The following is a 17463-nucleotide window of genomic DNA, read 5'->3' as shown; positions in this document are numbered from 1 at the left end:
TCACTTCTTTGTAAATAAAACGAGTGTATTATCCGACGGATCGTTAGCCTGAAGAAGCCGTTTGCCCGCATCGGTGAACCCTGCTTTGGTGATGATTTTGCTCCACTCCTCAATGGGCTTGAAATCTTTATAATCCTCCTGATCCGTCTCCCAACTGATGTTTAGCCCCAGATTGAAAACCGTGTGAACGAGCGAAACGAATGTTGCCATATCGGGCGTTTTTACGTCGTGATCGCGAAGAATAAACCAGCCACCCGGCCGTAGAATTCGGTGAATAGACGCCAGAAAATCCGGCAATTTTTCAGGACGAGTGTGGTGCAGTCCAATCAGACAAGTTACCAGATCGACGCTGGCATCGGGAATTTCGCTCGGACTGATCGGTTCGAAATTGTGCGATTCGATAAACGTGCCGAGTTTAGTCAACTGCCCCCGCTCCATAATATCGGCTGGACTGTAAGAGGGCGCTACATCATTAATCAGGTAAATAGGCCCGCTAACGGGCAGGCTTTTCCGTAAATCGCTAATGTATCGACCCGGCGATCCAATCTCGACGTAGCCATTCACTTTCGCATCCTTAGGTAATAACTCCAACATTTGTCGGGTCATTTCCTTTTTCTGAACCTTGAGTGCAGGCAATGCATAGGTCAGTTCCGACAAAAATGGTTTGATGCTGGACAGTCGGTCCTGAATGGTTTTATAAATACGCTCGTCGGTTGTTTCCCTTTTTGTGACCTCTCCAATTAGGTGATGGAATTTATCTTCGGGGTACAGGTGAAAAACGACCTGCAGGAAGCGATAGAATGCATCGCGGGGTTTAGTATGATCAAAAACGGCGTGAAATTCAGAAATAGCGGCCATGGTTTAGCTAATTGACGGTTGATAATAGGTATCCCAGAATATATTACGAAACCGAAAATCGGGGTCCAGGTTTTTCTTGAGCGCAAATAGCTTTTCGGCATTCGGGTAGGCGCGGTGAAATTGCTCTAGCGTGGCATGCGCCTGATAAGGAAGGTAATACGCACCACCGACCGACAAAACCGCATCAATTAACTCGCGAGTCCAGACCACCACTTCGGCCTTGGCAACGTCGTTCGTTCGTTGTTTGTAATAAACCACAAACGCAAAAACTTCTTCCCGCGCCCAGGCCAGATAAGAACCTGAATCCGTGAGCGCATGCCGAACCGATACATTGATGACGTTGACGTTATATCGATTGAAAATCTCGCTCATTTTCTCGGCAAACGCTTCAAAATTCCGGACGGGAACGAAATATTCCTGCAAAACATACGTACGCTTGGTTCGGGAACGAGGTTCGAGTTCGGCCACGTCATAACCCGCTTCGTAGTTGCGCCAGTGAATCGGTTTCGTCAGGTAAAGAAGTGGGTCAACAATGTGTTCGCGACGCCATTTTCCAGCCATCGTCTCGGTAAACGCCCACATAAAATATCGCTCCAGCGGATACGATTCCCGAAGCGGCATCAACCGGGTTTTCACGGTTGGAGCCTTCGTTGTTTTTACCCACGTAACAGCTCGCATATTCTTGAACTCGGGTGGATACATATCGCCATTGTGGAAAACCGCTTCGGTATTATCGCGAGTCGTATCGAAAAAATATTGTCTGTATTCCGAATAGGGGAGTTTATGGAATTCGCGCTGAACGGCGAGGTTATCTTCCAGGTCAAGTTCGGCGGATACGATAATGCCTATACCATTATAACAGCCAATAGCTCCGTAAAAAAAATCTGGATTTTCGGTACGACTCGCGTGTACGAGCGAGCCATCGGCCAGCAAAAGTTCAATCGAACGAACCGACAAAATTAGTGGGCCGTGCCCCATATACCGACCGTGGCAATTTACGCTCAATGCTCCACCAACCGTGAAGTTGGCGTACGTCTGCATGATCTTGATACTCAGATCGTGGGTGTCGATAAAGTGTTGAATATCGCACCATCGAATGCCGGCTTGTACATTGATCGTTTTAGCCTCTTTCGAAAAATCAATGACCTGATTCAGCCCCCGCATGTCGATGTGCAAACTCTGCGGACTAGCCGTTTGCCCGCCCATGCTAAAGCGCCCTCCACCGACAGAAATAGGCCCTTTCGTCGTGCGAATCCGCTCCTGCAATTCCCCTATTGATTTGGGTCGGAATACTTCCGCTACGATAATCGGATTGAGATGTGTTACATCGTTAATGATTCGCTCGGAAGAATTTACAGCCGAGACGGGTTGTCCGAAATCGTTTTTGAGATAGTCAGCGGCTTCATTGGGTACCGTTCCAAATATGTTTTTCTGTTTATCACCCCGCCGAAAACCCAGGAGATAAATTAGCCAGATTGGCCCGATAACTGGAATCAAAATAGCTAATAGCCAATAACCGGAATGATTGGTATCATGCAATCGTTTGGTGGATGTGGCAAGAAGCGAACCGAGTAGGAGGGGATAAAGAAAATAAGTTGCACCTTCGCCAAAGCCGTCGTACAGAAGCGTATGGAGCACATAAAACGTACTCCAGATAAAAGCCGAAACCAGCCAATAAGTGGACCGCTGAATACGACCACGGATTGTAAAAAGAAGATAACTAAGAGGTAATTTGTCTTTTAGCCGCATAGATTGAGCAAATATAACGGCGCATTTGGTATCTAGCTGATTAACAGGAAAACCAGTTATCGTAAGGTATAATCGAAGCCGCCGAACGTGTCTTTACTGCTCAATCGTATCGAAATATTCCTTCAATTTTTGCGCACGGTCTTTCCCCACTACTTCGGCCACTTCATCGAAATTAGCATCCCGAATTTTCGTGACTCCTTTGAAATGCTTCAGCAGTTTGGCGGCCGTTTTCTTGCCGATGCCTTCCACATTTTCCAGTTCGCTAATCAGGCTATTCCGGCTGCGTTTGTCGCGGTGATAGGTGATGGCAAATCGGTGGGCTTCGTCGCGGATGCGCTGGATGAGCTTGAGCGATTCCGATTTTTTGTCGATGTAAAGCGGAAGGTTGTCTTCGGGGAAATAGATTTCTTCCAGACGTTTCGCGATGCCAATGATCGGCACTTTGCCATATAAATCCATCGCTTTCAACGCATCACAAGCGGCACTGAGTTGGCCCTTCCCACCGTCAATTACGATCAGATCGGGCATGTCCGTTCCTTCGGTCAGTACGCGCGTATACCGACGGGTAACAACTTCGTACATACTGGCAAAATCGTTGGGACCAATGACAGTTTTGATCGAAAAATGGCGATATTCCCGATTCGCGGGTTTGCCACCAATAAAGCAAACCATCGCCGATACGGGATTAGTCCCCTGAATGTTCGAGTTATCGAAACACTCGATTCGATTCGGAATCGTTTTCAATTGCAAATCCTGTTTCAATCGAATCAGCACCCGATCTTTTTTGCTGGCATTGGCGGTTGCTTCGGCGGCTGCACGTTCCTGCCGTTCGCGTCGGAAGTACAGTACGTTTTTCAGCGACATATCCAGCAATTTTTTCTTGTCGCCAATCTGCGGAACAGTTACTTCGACTTTCAAATCAACATCGAGCGGGATGTTGGAAATGATCTCTTTCGCATCGCTGCCGTATTGCTCCCGAAACTCGACAATCATCATCGTCAGCAAATCTGAGTCGGTTTCGTCCAGCTTTTTCTTGATTTCTACCGTATGCGTCTGCACAATCGTGCCGTTGGCAACCTTCATAAAATTGATGTAGGCCGACACTTCGTCAGACGCAATGGAGAACACATCGGCGTTCGTAATCTTGGGATTGACAACGGTCGATTTGCTCTGGAACCGCTGTAATACATCAATTTTCTCCTTGTATTTCTGGGCCTGTTCGAAAGCCAGTTCGCTGGCGGCTTCTATCATTTGGCCTTTGAAATATTCCTGTGCCGGTTTCAGATTTCCTTTCAGAATATGATGAATCTGCTCGATGTCTTTTTCGTACGATTCTTCACTTTGTTTTCCTTCGCAAGGCCCTTTGCAATTGCCGATATGGTACTCCAGACAAACTTTGTATTTACCAGCCGCAATATTTTCGGGAGCCAGATTGTAATTACAGGTGCGAATCGTGAATAGCTGGCTGAACATATCCAGCACCGTGTACATCGGTTTTAAATTCGCGAACGGGCCGTAAAAGGTCCCCAATTTGCGGTCAATTTGGCGAGTGACTAAAACACGTGGGAAATGCTCATTGGTGACGCAAACGAACGGGTATGTTTTGTCGTCACGGAGTAAAATATTGTACTTCGGCTGGTAGCGCTTAATGAGCTGATTTTCCAGCAGTAGCGCATCAAATTCCGTATGAACAATGGTGAATTCAAGTTTCCGAATCTGACTGACCAGACGAAGCGTTTTTCGGTCGTGCCCTTTGGAGTTGGTGAAATAACTGCTGACCCGATTCTTTAGATCTTTCGCTTTCCCAACATAAATAACCTCGCCCGTTGCATCGAAATACCGATACACACCCGGTTCGTGAGGGACTTTGGTTAGTTCTTGTTTATAGTCGAATTCAGCCATAAAAGCCCGTTTTAGCCGATTGGGGCTTAGTAATAACACACGGTAATCACGAAAGGTTGCTCGTCAGTAAAATCAATGTATAACCTGTTCGGAATTTGTATATGAGGAAGTTTTTTGTCATTCTGACGCAGGAAGAATCTTAACGTATCCTACTATTTAAGTGAGGAGTCTTAAAGATTCTTCCTGCGTCAGAATGACAAAAAACTATCAGTTACTGCAAAATCTCGTCTTCGTCCTCCGGTACTACCTTAGGTGGAATGTACCGTTGCGATGAATCGATTTGATAGCCACCACAGTCAATTTTGAAGTTATTGGGCTTTCGGAATGGCTCAGGACGATATTGGGTCAGGCCGGGGTCTTTGTAAATTTTCTGCATATACATACCCCAGGCAGGCATCGCCAATCGGCCACCCTGCCCATATTCGATAGTACGGAAGTGAATCGATCGATCATCACCACCAACCCACAAGCCCGAAACAAGGTGTTGCGTCATACCCATAAACCAACCGTCCGAATAGTTGGACGTCGTTCCCGTTTTAGCCGCGATTTCATTGCCGCCTTCCAGCAATTTATACTGCGTCCGAAGCCGCTGGGCTGTGCCGTTTGGCTCTTCGACGGCCCCACGCATCAGATACAGCATTTCGTAGGCCCGGTTCGAGCTAATGACCTGTTTGGCATCGACCGTAAATTTCTTTAGAATGTTGCCATTTTTGTCAGTAATCTGGGTCAGAATCATAGGGCGAACGCGCATCCCCCCGTTGGCGAATGCGCAATAAGCCGACACCATCTCGTAAACAGACACGTCGCTCGTTCCGAGACAAAGGGTTGGATCTTCCCGTAAATCTTTACTTTCAATACCCATTTCGTGGGCGTACTTGATTACTTCGGCTGCCCGTGTTTTCTTGATCAATTGTGCGCTAACGGTATTGATCGATTGGCCCAGTGCTTCGCGTAGGGATAGGCTCTGATAGCTGTAACGACCGGTCGAATTTTTGGGTGTCCAGGCAGGGCCGTTATTGTTATCTTCTCCATGATCGAACGTAGTCGGCTGATCGACCAGATGGCTGCATGGCGTCACAAATCCCTGATCGACAGCGGTTAGGTAAACGAACGGCTTAAACGTTGACCCCGGCTGGCGACGACTTTGCCTTACGTGGTCGAATTTCATGTATTTAAAATTGATGCCACCAACCCAAGCTTTGACATAGCCATTTCGGGGATCCATCGACATAAAACCCGTATTCAGCAATCGTTTATAATACCGAATTGAATCCAGTGGACTCATGGTCGTATCTTTTTCGTTGCGTTTGCCACCGTATACAAAAACCTTCATCTTGATCGGTTTTCGCATTTCCTGCCAGATCGCTTTCTCGTTTTCGCCGTAAACAGCTTTCAGGCTTTTGTAGCGGGTTGTTCGACGGGCCACTCGCTCAATAAAGCCTGCCATTTCAACGTATTTCTTGCTTTTTCGGTCTTTCTCTACCCACGGATTGCGGCCACGCCAGTGTTCATAGAATTTCTTCTGCTGATCGCGCATGTTGGTCATTACAGCTTCTTCGGCATAGGCCTGCATGCGTGAATCGATAGTCGTGTAAATTTTGAGACCGCTTGTGTACAGATCGAGTTCGGCACCTGGGTTCTCTTCATTATAGTCTTTAATCCACCGTTTTATGTCGTCTTTAATCACCGAACGGAAATAGGCAGCCATCCCCGTATTCTGATTCTCGACGCTGAAATCAAGTTTCAGCGGTTTACGTTTGTAGGTAAAAAGCTGCTCGTCAGTCAGAAACTTGTATTTCTTCATCTGCGCCAGCACAACGTTTCGGCGCTCCTTTGTCCGTTCTTCAAAGATTCGGGGATTGTAGAGTGTCGGATTTTTGAGCATACCGACCAGCATAGCCGCTTCTTCGACGTTAAGATTCCAGGGCTCTTTGCTGAAATAGGTTTTAGCGGCTGTTTTAATGCCGTATGTATTGTTACCGAACGATACCGTATTGAGGTACATCATCATGACCTCCTGCTTGGTATAGTTCCGCTCCAGCCGTACGGCCAGAATCCACTCTTTGGTTTTAGCGATGACTAACCCAATAATGGGAATATTGCCCAATGCACCACGTAATTCTTCCTGCCGTGTATCGAAAAGGTTTTTAGCGGTCTGTTGCGTCAGTGTACTACCTCCGCCCGAGCTAGATGCGTCCTTAAACGTTAAAAAACCACCTACCGCCCGGAAAAGGGAGCGAGGGTCGATACCGGAGTGTTTAATAAAACGAGCATCTTCGGTGGCTAATAAGGCAGAGGTTACGTTAGGCGATACCTGCGAAATTTCGATAGGTGTCCGATTTTCTACATAATATTTACCCAACAATTGATTGTCGTATGTATAGACTTCTGACGCTTCTTCGCTTTTAGGGTTTTCAAGCGCTTTCAGGCTGGGCATACCGCCGAAAAGCCACAGGAAGTTATAGCTAACGGCAACGACGTAAAAGATCAATAAGGCTATACCAAGGAGGGAATAGCGCCAGAGATTCCGGATAATTTTCCGGTAGGGGCCGGAAGCAAATTCAATCATTCTTTATGTTTTGGGTTTCAAGTTGCAGGTTTTACTTTTCAGATTACCAGACTTAGGAAGTTAAACCTATTTATAGCCTGAAAGATAAAACCTGAACCAATAACTTATTTGCGTTTTGCCGTTGCCTGATCGGCTGCGGTTTGCATGTCTTTAACGCGGGGTAGTAGCTGGCTCGACGGATAATCGCGTATAAATTCGGCCAAAGCCCGTCGGTAGGCATCCACATTCTGGACCTTGCCAACCAGAATAACCCGCAACAGTGCTAATTTATCTTCTAATTGCGAACCAGAAAAACTCTTCATGGCTGTTTCGGCTCGTGCCAAAGCTTCTGTCGGGTTGTTGGCCTGATAGAGTTCATAAATCGCCGTGTACGTTTTCAGTGCCTGTGCTTCCGAGTCGCTGGTTTGGGCAGCCGTTCGTCCGGTTAAGCGAGCGTAAGACGTGTTGGGAAATTCGGCCAACAGTTTCTCTTTCCAGGATGAGGATTTTCCTAACTGTTCATTTGACAGATGAAGTAAATAATAGACTTCTGGCTTCTGGAGCGTATTCGGATATCGAGTTAACAATTGTTCAAAGGTCGGAATAGCATCAGCGGGCTGATTAAGCTGAAGTTTATATAATTTCCCCAGTTTATACAGCACCGTTTCAATTCGTTGATTGGATGCTACCTGCGCTTCCTTGCTAAATGGAATCTTAGCCATCATCGCATCTTTCTGCGCTTTTCGACCAGAAGCTAATCCGGTGGCCCCCGCAGCTGACGCACTGGCATCTGATTGCGACAAAGGTGCATTCGGATTAAGGGAATTGGCGGGTGATGCTCCCGAAACCGGACTATTAACACCGGCTACAGCTATTGATGCTTCTTTACTAGCCCGTCGCCAGTTATCTTCGAGTTGCCGATTTCCCCATTTTACGGAAAACTCCTGCCGACCTTGCGTTATGGCAACTGGGTTATACAAGACCCAGCGTTCGGTAGGCTGTAGATTCGAATTCGTTGCGCCGGGCACCGAGCTAATGTTCCCATTGGTTGCCTTATCAATAATTTGCTGTGCCAGCGCAGCCTTTGCTTTGTCTTCTTTTTCCCGTTGATCGATCGTTCTGTCAAGTACCTTGTCGAGGGCTGCTGCGTCAAGTTTTGCCAGATTCAACAGACTATCTTCGGTTTGAATAGTGGTTTTGTATTCAACAAATTCGTCGAGCGTTTTTTTTCGATTTAAGAGTGTTAAATAATCAGGTGATTGCTTGGGCATTAGGGCCAAAGCACTATCGTAATAAGCTTTCGCGTGGAGGAAATCAGACTTTTTCTCAAAATACAACTTGCCGATTTCCAGATAGGTATAAGGCACTTGCGCGTTCGCAGAGCCTGCTGACTGAATCGATTGACTGTACAGCTGGATGGCTTTGTCGGTATGTCCGCGTCGGGCTTCGAGCAGCCCCATTGTAAAGTAAATTTTATCTTTTAGGTCTTCATTCTTGCGATCTCTCAGCAGAGCCTCGAACGTTTGAGTCGATTGCGCCATACGTTTCTCATCGCCGGTCAAACCATTACTTTGAATCGCATAGAGATTGGCGTAGAACGATTGATCGTAGCTAGGTCGTGATTTAAGCACTTGCCGGTACTGATCGACAGCTTTGGCAGGTTGTCCACTTAAATCATAAAGTTGACCTGCAATCAGGTGAAGCCGCGCCGTTGATTCTCCTTTTTTTAGCGCAGGAAACGTCGCTTCTAAAATACCGGCAGCGGTCGGATATTCCCCCTGACGTTCGTGCAAATAAGCCTTTGTTAGATAAAAATCGCGGGTATTTGTTTTGTTAAGCGGTTGATTGCGAAGATACTCCGCTACATTCAGCGCATTTACGTAATCGCTGGCTTCGACGTAGGACCGCATTAGCCCAACCAGAGCCGCATGTTTATCGTCCTCATTGGTGCCTTTTGTATTGACGTACTTAAATACTTCGATAGCGTTTGGTAAGTCCTGCTTGAGCAATCGGGCTTTACCAATCAGAATGTAAGCGTTGTCGAGCCATTTGCTATTCTGGTGCCGCTCCGGAATGAGCGATGCCTTTTTAATAGCGTCATCCAGTTGTTGCTTCACTGGCTGAATTGCCATTGAATCGACTGGTAACAAAATGGGTAACAGTTGGTTATAATTTTCCTGCCTCTTTTTAAATAGAAACTGTTCAACCTGGTCGATCTCATCGCGAGCAATAACATAGGCGTTATAATGAGCCGTCAGGTTGTGATAGCCTTTGCTAATTGGCTTGGTGCTATATTGGGAACAAGAAATCAGCCCGCCGGTCAGGGAAGCCAAGACCGTAATGAAGAGAAACAGAGAATTACGAAAAAAGCGGGACATTCGGAAATAACGCGTGATCACTCGTATTAAAACGTTGCAGGCCCGTTTGGTAATATGGAACGTTAGGCCAAATTAACGAATTTTGTCTGGCAAATAGCATGCCTGTCCTGAATCCTATGGAAAACACGCCCGAACAACCCGATCAAAATGGTCCCGGCAAACCGGTTCGGGAGAATGATCCGCTGAAAAATGCAACGGAAAAAACGACCTCATTTGTTCAGTTTAGTGGTATTGCCTTTCAAATGCTTGGCACAATTGGGTTAGGCGTATGGGCGGGTATGAAGCTGGATGCCTGGCAAAATAATCACCGTCCCATCTGGACCATCGTACTTTCCATGACCGCTATCGGCGCATCGCTCTATTTATTTATTCGCCAATTGACAAAAAGATAATTATAAGTCAATAGTTGTTAGCCGCTTGCTGATGGCTATTGACTTATAATTATCAACTATTTTTCATGCTCCGTACAGTACTATTTACAATTCTTCTCGCAATTGGATTTTTTGTAGCCGAACGATATTTGGTCGCCCCCTGGCTACACCCTGATTGGAAAATTCTATTAGTCTTTTTTTTAAGCGTTTCGTTTCTTACGTATCGACTGGTAGAGACTGGTTTACAGGGAGATCGCGAACGATTTATTCCTCTTTATTTAGCGGCAACCGTTGCCCGATTGATTCTGGGATTAGCCTTTGTCGGCTTTTTCCTATTCCGGCATATTGAGCAGCGTCGAGCCTTCGTTTTGGACTTTCTTGTACTATATATATTTTACACAGGCTTTGAGATTTGGACGCTTACTCGTAACTTGCGACGCAATTCGTAAAAACGATCTGTCACATCATATGATGCGTTCGTCAATTAATAGATTTCTAGTAGCAACGGCTCTCATTTTGAGCTCGTTAATAAGTGTTCAGGCTCAAGAACACAATCACGAAGGTGAACAGCACGCTCAGCACGACGCTGAAGCGCACGCCGATAAAGGAAAATTTAATGTGGGTGATATGATTATGCACCATATTAAAGACGACCACGGTTGGGAATTTGCTCATGGCGTTACCTTACCATTACCGGTTATTCTTTATTCAAACGATCGGGGGCTGGAAGTTTTCTCCTCTTCACATCTGGCACATGGTGAAGTATATAATGGCTACAAGAACGAACACGGTAAAATTCACCGGGTCGATGAAGCGGGTAAAACCGATCATGAAGCCAAAGTCTACGACTTTTCGATCACTAAAAACGTTGCATCGCTCTTGTTAAGCGCTGTTATCATGTTGCTGGTTTTCTCGTCTGTCAGCAAGGGATATGCGCAGAATAAAGGCAAAGCACCAAAAGGTATTCAATCGTTTTTAGAGCCAATTATCCTCTTTGTACGCGACGAAATCGCCAAGCCAAGCATTGGTCCTAAGTACAAGAAATTCCTGCCTTACCTGCTGACTTTGTTCTTCTTCATCCTGACGAACAATCTGTTAGGGCTATTACCGGGCGCTGCCAATCTGACAGGAAATATTGCCGTTACGCTTGTTCTGGCTGTAATTACCTTCCTGATTGTGACCTTCAGCGGTAATAAACACTATTGGATGCACATCCTTAAACCAACGGGTGTTCCTGTAGCGTTGTTACCCATCATGATTCCGGTGGAAATTGTAGGTGTGTTCATGAAACCTATCTCGCTCATGGTCCGGTTGTTTGCCAACATTACGGCAGGTCACATCATTATCCTGAGCTTGTTGGGGCTGATTTTCATGGCAAATGCCTTGGGTGGTGCTGGTACGAGTCTGGCTATTAGCCCGGTAGTTGTCTTCTTTACCTTGTTTTTAAATATGATCGAACTGCTGGTGGCTTTCCTTCAGGCGTTCATTTTCACCCTGCTGACCGCTATGTATATTGGTAGCGCGGTGGAAGAACACCACGAAGCTGACCACGGTATCGGTTACGAAGGCGCGGAAGCGCACTAAACTATAGTTATCAGTCGATAGTCTACAGTGGCTAACACTGCATAAATACTGTCGACTTCTGACTGACAACTATTGACTATTACGCAATCTTTTGTTTCACGTTTAATAAATCTGTTTGAAGGTTATGTTCGCAATGTTGTTTTCTATGCTGTTAGAAGCAAGCGGTAGTGTTTCGGTTATGGGTGCTGCTATCGGTGCTGGTCTGGCTGCTATTGGCGCTGGTCTGGGTATCGGTAAAATTGGTGGTAGTGCTATGGAAGGTATTGCTCGTCAGCCAGAAGCGGCTGGTCGTATCCAAACCGCCATGCTGATCATCGCGGCTCTTATCGAGGCCGTTGCTCTGTTCGCAGCCGTTATTTGTCTGCTGGTTGCTACAGCAGCCTAAGCGGTCATCTGAATTCGGGCAGGCTGGTTGCATTAGGCACTGGCACCACTACCCAACAATTTCCCGGAATCTGTTCATCCGTTTGGGATAGCCGGTGGATGGACAGATTCTAACAAAAGATTGAATTGAGTTACGATATATAGTTTATAGTAAAAACGTAATCGTGACAAAGAATACCAACATATCGTAAATCGAACACCGAAAATCGTAAATCCATGGATTTGCTTACTCCCGATCTTGGTCTTTTATTCTGGCAGGTATTGGTCTTCCTGGGCCTGTTCTTTATTCTCCGCACGTTTGCCTGGAAACCTATTACGGATAGTCTGAGCGAGCGCGAAAATAACATTCAAAGTGCATTAGATCTGGCTGAAAAAACCCGGCTCGAAATGACAGCACTAAAAGCAGACAACGAAAAACTGCTGGCACAAGCTCGTTCTGAGCGCGAAGCTATTCTGCGTGGTGCGAAAGAAACTGCCGATAAAATGGTGGCTGATTCGCGCGATAAGGCCGAAGCCGAAGGGAAGCGAATCCTGGAGCAGGCTCGTGAGTCGATGCAAAACGAGCGTCAGGCGTTAGTTACGCAAATGAAAAAAGAAGTCGTTACGTTGTCGCTCGATATTGCTGAGAAAGTACTTCGTAAAGAACTGAGTGATAAATCAGCCCAGGAGAAATTAGTGAATGAGCTGGTTTCTAACTCGCGTTTAAACTAATTCGATTATGGCAATTGCAACAGTAGCTGCACGTTATGCCAAATCGTTGCTGGATTTGGCGCAGGAAAAGGGTCTGACTGAGACTCTGTATAAAGATATGCAGTTCTTTAAAAAGACAGTTGAGGGCAGCCGCCCGCTACTGCTCATGCTGAAGAATCCAATTGTTCGGGCTGAGAAAAAAAGTGCTGTTCTGAAGGAGGTTTTCGCTAGCCACGTCGATTCAGTAACGATGTCGTTCTTCCAGATTATTGCGAAAAAGAATCGGGAGCCGATTATGGATGCTATTGCTGATGAATTCATCAGCCAGTATGATCGACTTAAAGGCGTAGAGCGAGCAACCGTTATTACGACTGTGCCACTCACGGATGCCTTGCGTGAGAAATTTAAGGCAATTGTGACTCAAACAACCGGTAGCAAGTTGATTGAACTGGATGAAAAGATTGATTCGAGGTTGATTGGCGGTTACGTGTTGCGCGTAGGTGACCAGCAAATCGATGGGTCAATTCGTAGCCAATTGAACGATATTCGATTGCAATTTTTGAATTAAGCTATCGAATCTTTTATAATCAAAAAGCCGCTTTCCTTAACAGAGAAGCGGCTTTTTGATTTATTAAATTTTTCCATTCATTCCGTCGCAAGAATAATGCCTTCGTAAATGTCTCTTAATGGCAACGTTATTTCCAGTAGAGGCAGATCGGTTACTGCATCAATACCTTCAATAACCTGATATTTCCAAAAGTCAACGTTCCGCTCAAATACCTCGACTCGATAGTCCGTTTGTGCGACTAATAAATAATAGAGTAAAGAAGGTAACTTGGTATAGTGAGGTCGTTTCTCATGGAAATCTTTGCTGTGTGTTGAATTGGATACAAATTCAATTAGCAAACTTGGCGAGTTTACCCAAACGCCTAAGTCGTTTTCTAAATCTGCTGGGTCGCAGGTATAAATAATGTCAGGATAGACGAAGCGTTGCCCCGTTTTTAATTTCTGCCGAACATTTTCTGCATAAACCTGACAACCGTTTTTGCGAGCAGAAGGGCGTAGTGTGAACGCTATATTTTGAACAATTGGGTTGTGCCGTTTTGTCGTACCAGCTATAGCAATAACCTCACCTCCCAGTACTCATAACGAATGCCCTCCGCCTGTTCAAGCGCAACGTATTCGTCAAATGTATATGTCTTAGGCATGGGTTGGGTAACTAGCATAGCAAGTAACGTTTTTTTAAGGCGAATATATTTTCATTTACGTTACAAATTAGCTGTTTTCTAAAACTAACTACCACCATTTTTCGTATCCTTCAGCAGGTATCCAGGAGTTTTTAGGCTCGAAGTGATGCCAAAGTATAGCGCCTACGGCGCGTAATAGCGTAAATCCTTCATTTGAGCGTTCCCAGCTTTGGTCCTGCTGGTTCTTGGTCATAACGCAATAAACGTATTCGCCGTGGGGTGCATGAATCAGCACAACTTCCGACCGAGCTTGGTTGACAGCTCCATTTTTTGTTGCTACTTTGATATCAGGCGGTATCTGTGACAAACCATCACTATCCCAAAATTGCCTACCAAGATTTCGGTACATTTCATCACTTGCATCAGGACTGATAGCTCGGCCTTGGCGAATGTAGGTTAACAGTTTCGCCATATCGCGGGGTGTTGTTTGGCCCCAGCCATATTGAGTTCGATTGGCCTCTCGACCGGGAGTTCTTGAGTTGACCCGTGTCTGGTGAAATCCATTCGTTTCGAGCCAGTTGTTAATTGCTGTTCCTCCACCTGCTAATGCCTGACACCACAAACTTCCAGTATTGTCGCTTACCGTTTCCATGAGCATAACTACTTTACTAAGTGAAATTTTAGCGCCATTTTTTAAGGAGCCAATAATTCCATCGTCGTAATGGAGCGAATCTGCATAAGTCAATTCCTGATCATAGGTTAGTTCACCTTTGTGGAGTTTGTCGAATAAACCGCATTGAATCGGAATTTTGATCATGCTGGCAGTTGGAAACAGCGTATCTGCATTGATAGCTATGATTTTATTTGTTCGAAAATGGTATACATAAATGCCTACGTTCCCGCGAAAATTAGCAAACGCAGCCTGTAGTTTTCGCTCCAACACCTTGTCCGTTCGGGGAATCGACTGACCATTAACCAATAAATTATAACTGAGATATACGAGGACGAAAAAAGAAGTGCGCATTAGTGTTTAATTGGATTAACGAGTTTAATATGCGTGCGTTTAAATGATTCTCGTTCATAAAATCGGATGGTGTCTATTCGTTTCTGATTCGTTGTAACCTCCAGATTGACAAAGTTTTCCTGGATGGCTAATGATTTAAGTTCGTCGACCAGTTTTTGACCAATTCTCTGATTGCGGAAAGCTGGCAGAACAAATAATTCCTGTATTTCACCCACCTTGCCGCAGTGGTGTAAAAGAATTTGGACATGGCAACTCACAAAGCCGACAACTTGACCGTTTAGCTCAGCAACTAAATAATGAATGGACGGATTGACCAGGTTTTGATTGTAGACAGTATCGAAAGCCGTTCGATCTAGAATGGACTCCTCCAGAGTACATAAAAAATCATAAACGATCGGCGCATCAGTCAAAGTTGCATCTCGAATTTGTAGATAATTTGTAGCAATCTCGGTCATTGCTGTACAGGATTATTTTTTCCAGATAACGTAAACAATTCAGTCATCATTCGGCCAAATTCAGCTTGCCAGGAAGCCGTAATCTTAACTGATTCTGATGTAAGAGGATGCTCAAATTCTAGTTTTTGGGCATGTAGTAACATGGTATTCATCGTAAAATGATCCTTGAAAAGCTTATTCTGTTTGTTGCAGCCGTGCGGGCGATCACCAATAATTGGATGCAGAATATGCGCCATGTGTTTGCGTAATTGGTGCATTCGACCTGTGGTTGGTGTTAACTCGACAAGTGAATAACGCGATGTGGTGTGTTTGCCAAACGGAAGTGGAATTTCCGTGCGTTGCAGCGTTTTCAGTTCTGTAATGGCATCCTGAATTATAGTGGGATCGTCATCTTTTCGGAGCGGATAATCAATGATCTGGTGATCAGGGGTATAGCCACGTACCATAGCCAGATACGTTTTTCGGACTTTACCTTCGGCAAAAAGAGTTTGCATCGCCGAATTCATCGATTCGTTTAAAGCGAATAAAAGTACGCCACCCGTTTTGCGATCCAACCGGTGAACCGGATAGACGCGCTGGCCTAGCTGATCACGTAGGAGTTGAACGGCAAATTCGCTGGCATCACTGGCAATCGGTGATCGGTGGACTAACAGGCCGTGCGGTTTATTAATAGCTACCAGATCTTCTGATTGGTAAAGAATTGGCAGTTCCTGAGTTGTTATATCAGGTGGATTCGTCGGTTGCATAACGCAGAAAAAGAGCAATGGAATTGTAACTTACGCCCATTACCAGAGAAACCCAAAGCCATGCGATTTCGATTTGTAATACTCTTGTCTTACTTCTTTTATATTGGCGACACTCATGCCCAAAAAGCTACTGAAATTCGGCGTTTTCAACTGGCACAGGTACAGCAGGGTGTGGCCGTCGATCAGGCGCATTTTTATGTGATCAATAACCATTCGCTGAGCAAACATAACAAATCTGATGGGAAGCAGGTGGCAGCGTGGCAGGATACGACGGGTTTATTAAAACACATGAATAGTGGGATAGTGCTAGGGCAGAAACTCTATTGCACCCATTCCAATTATCCCGACGTACCAATGGCTAGCTCTATCGAAATTTTCGATACGAAAACGCTCAAACATATTGGCAATCATAGCTTTGGTTTATTTCCTGGTTCGTTGACCTGGGCGGATTTCTATCAGGGGCATTGGTGGGTTGCCTTTGCCAATTACTCAAATAAAGCAATGGCAGAAGGGCGCGACAACCGATGGACAACACTAATCAAGTTTACCGAAAATTGGCAGCAAGTTGAAGCGTGGTCGTTTCCAACGAACGTGTTACAATCCTTTGCACCTTATAGTACATCAGGTGGTACCTGGGGCAGCGATGGATTACTCTACTGTACGGGCCATGATAAGCCGGAAATATATGTGCTGAAACTTCCCGAACGAGGCTCAACTCTGCAATACATAAAAACAATTCCGACTGTGAGTGAAGGACAGGCGTTTGCCATTGATCGAAGCATCAAAGACAAACGGGTGCTTTATGGTATTACCCGAAACGACAATTATGTAATTGTTTCCGTAATTGACTGATTGAGAATCAGCGTTTTGCTAATTCAACAATATCCTTGACTTCCAGAATTTTCTTGTCGAAGCCTTTCGTAGCAGCATTAACCATCGCGTCGCCCACTTCTTTTAGCGTACAAAAACCTGCCGGATAAATTGCTCGGCCAATCGGATACAACCAGGCAAGGTATCTGTAAAAACTCTTTAGATTTTTCTGGCCAGGCATGGCTTTCATAAATCCCGGACGGAACATATACCCGTTTTTAAACAAACGCATTACGGCATTTTCAGTAGCGCCTTTCACGCGTGCCCACGCAACTCGACCTTGTTCAGTGCTATCGGTACCCGCTCCCGTAACATAGCAGAAAGTCATGTCGGGGCTAAGTTTAGCCATTACTTCTGCTACATGCAATGTAAGATCGTACGTCAGATGTTTGTACTCCTCCTTGCTCATACCGACCGACGAAACGCCCAGACAAAAAAAGCAGGCATCGTAGCCACTCAACTGACTTTCGATTGGGGTTAGATCGAAGAAGTTTTTGTGAATGATTTCGCGCAGTTTCGGATGCGATACGCCACCGGGTTTTCGGTTGATGACGAGTACCTGTTCTACATCAGGATGATTCAGACATTCGAGTAAGACTCCCTCGCCAACCATGCCGGTTGCGCCGGTTATTATCGCTTTAATTTTCATAAATTGTGCGTTGACAATGGCCTAACAGTATTCTACCCGATCAATGTTCCTTTAAGTCTATATCCGTC

General features: G+C 45.5%; 17 protein-coding genes. 7 read left to right on the top strand and 10 right to left on the bottom strand.

The genetic code is table 11. From position 1 onward, the window contains the following. The 5 genes from ACYVE4_RS29260 to porW form a co-directional block, all read right to left on the bottom strand. Nucleotides 1-858: a methyltransferase domain-containing protein gene (locus ACYVE4_RS29260; protein WP_461043956.1), complete on the bottom strand. Its 858-nt coding sequence runs from the start codon at nucleotides 856-858 to the stop codon at nucleotides 1-3. Between the two features lie 3 nt (nucleotides 859-861). Then, a complete protein-coding gene (locus ACYVE4_RS29255) occupies nucleotides 862-2607 on the bottom strand; it encodes an FAD-binding protein (RefSeq protein ID WP_461043955.1) in 1746 nt (581 codons plus the stop codon). Between the two features lie 93 nt (nucleotides 2608-2700). Beyond that, nucleotides 2701-4509 (bottom strand): excinuclease ABC subunit UvrC, encoded by a 1809-nt coding sequence (gene uvrC / locus ACYVE4_RS29250; protein WP_461043954.1) that lies wholly within the window; start codon nucleotides 4507-4509, stop codon nucleotides 2701-2703. Nucleotides 4510-4720: 211 nt separating this feature from the next. Beyond that, nucleotides 4721-7078, bottom strand: a complete 2358-nt coding sequence (locus tag ACYVE4_RS29245; RefSeq protein WP_461043953.1) for a penicillin-binding protein 1A — start codon at nucleotides 7076-7078, stop codon at nucleotides 4721-4723. Between the two features lie 104 nt (nucleotides 7079-7182). Further along, the gene (gene porW / locus ACYVE4_RS29240) at nucleotides 7183-9435 is read right to left on the bottom strand and encodes a type IX secretion system periplasmic lipoprotein PorW/SprE (protein ID WP_461043952.1); all 2253 of its coding nucleotides are present in this window, start codon (nucleotides 9433-9435) and stop codon (nucleotides 7183-7185) included. 116 nt (nucleotides 9436-9551) lie between these two features. Here porW and ACYVE4_RS29235 point away from each other — a divergent pair, with 116 nt between their 5' ends. The 6 genes from ACYVE4_RS29235 to atpH all read left to right on the top strand — a co-directional run bounded on the left by ACYVE4_RS29235 (nucleotide 9552) and on the right by atpH (nucleotide 13032). Continuing rightward, entirely contained in the window at nucleotides 9552-9827 is a 276-nt protein-coding gene (locus ACYVE4_RS29235; RefSeq protein ID WP_461044017.1) for an AtpZ/AtpI family protein, read from the top strand. A 65-nt stretch (nucleotides 9828-9892) separates the two neighbouring features. Continuing rightward, entirely contained in the window at nucleotides 9893-10255 is a 363-nt protein-coding gene (locus ACYVE4_RS29230; RefSeq protein WP_461043951.1) for a hypothetical protein, read from the top strand. 19 nt (nucleotides 10256-10274) lie between these two features. Next, complete coding sequence (gene atpB / locus ACYVE4_RS29225; RefSeq protein ID WP_461043950.1) at nucleotides 10275-11390, top strand: F0F1 ATP synthase subunit A; 1116 nt, start codon at nucleotides 10275-10277, stop codon at nucleotides 11388-11390. A gap of 124 nt (nucleotides 11391-11514) precedes the next feature. Beyond that, on the top strand, nucleotides 11515-11775 hold the full coding sequence (gene atpE, locus ACYVE4_RS29220) for an ATP synthase F0 subunit C (protein WP_461043949.1): 261 nt from the start codon (nucleotides 11515-11517) through the stop codon (nucleotides 11773-11775). Between the two features lie 215 nt (nucleotides 11776-11990). After that, nucleotides 11991-12485 carry a F0F1 ATP synthase subunit B gene (locus ACYVE4_RS29215; protein WP_461043948.1) on the top strand — a complete coding sequence of 165 codons (495 nt, stop codon included), beginning with the start codon at nucleotides 11991-11993 and terminating at the stop codon, nucleotides 12483-12485. Between the two features lie 7 nt (nucleotides 12486-12492). Then, nucleotides 12493-13032, top strand: coding sequence for an ATP synthase F1 subunit delta (gene atpH / locus ACYVE4_RS29210; RefSeq protein ID WP_461043947.1), 540 nt, complete (start codon nucleotides 12493-12495; stop codon nucleotides 13030-13032). Between the two features lie 77 nt (nucleotides 13033-13109). On the opposite strand, the gene ACYVE4_RS29205 is transcribed toward atpH, so the two are convergent. From ACYVE4_RS29205 to ACYVE4_RS29190, 4 genes are all read right to left on the bottom strand, one after another. Continuing rightward, the gene (locus tag ACYVE4_RS29205) at nucleotides 13110-13541 is read right to left on the bottom strand and encodes a Uma2 family endonuclease (RefSeq protein WP_461044016.1); all 432 of its coding nucleotides are present in this window, start codon (nucleotides 13539-13541) and stop codon (nucleotides 13110-13112) included. Between the two features lie 219 nt (nucleotides 13542-13760). Then, entirely contained in the window at nucleotides 13761-14675 is a 915-nt protein-coding gene (locus tag ACYVE4_RS29200; RefSeq protein WP_461043946.1) for a serine hydrolase, read from the bottom strand. Continuing rightward, nucleotides 14675-15130, bottom strand: coding sequence for a GNAT family N-acetyltransferase (locus tag ACYVE4_RS29195; RefSeq protein WP_461043945.1), 456 nt, complete (start codon nucleotides 15128-15130; stop codon nucleotides 14675-14677). Before ACYVE4_RS29195 ends, ACYVE4_RS29200 begins: the two co-directional genes overlap by 1 nt. Further along, the gene (locus ACYVE4_RS29190) at nucleotides 15127-15876 is read right to left on the bottom strand and encodes a pseudouridine synthase (RefSeq protein WP_461043944.1); all 750 of its coding nucleotides are present in this window, start codon (nucleotides 15874-15876) and stop codon (nucleotides 15127-15129) included. Before ACYVE4_RS29190 ends, ACYVE4_RS29195 begins: the two co-directional genes overlap by 4 nt. A gap of 60 nt (nucleotides 15877-15936) precedes the next feature. Between ACYVE4_RS29190 and ACYVE4_RS29185 the strand changes: the two genes are divergently transcribed. Next, nucleotides 15937-16728: a hypothetical protein gene (locus ACYVE4_RS29185; RefSeq protein ID WP_461043943.1), complete on the top strand. Its 792-nt coding sequence runs from the start codon at nucleotides 15937-15939 to the stop codon at nucleotides 16726-16728. A 7-nt stretch (nucleotides 16729-16735) separates the two neighbouring features. Here the strand turns inward: ACYVE4_RS29185 and ACYVE4_RS29180 are convergent, their stop codons facing one another. Then, on the bottom strand, nucleotides 16736-17395 hold the full coding sequence (locus ACYVE4_RS29180) for an NAD-dependent epimerase/dehydratase family protein (RefSeq protein WP_461043942.1): 660 nt from the start codon (nucleotides 17393-17395) through the stop codon (nucleotides 16736-16738). Between the last annotated feature and the right edge of the window lie 68 nt (nucleotides 17396-17463).

Source organism: Spirosoma harenae (genome assembly GCF_054776975.1).
Note: the sequence above shows the minus strand (reverse complement) of the source record. Positions and strands in the feature narration are given on the sequence as shown.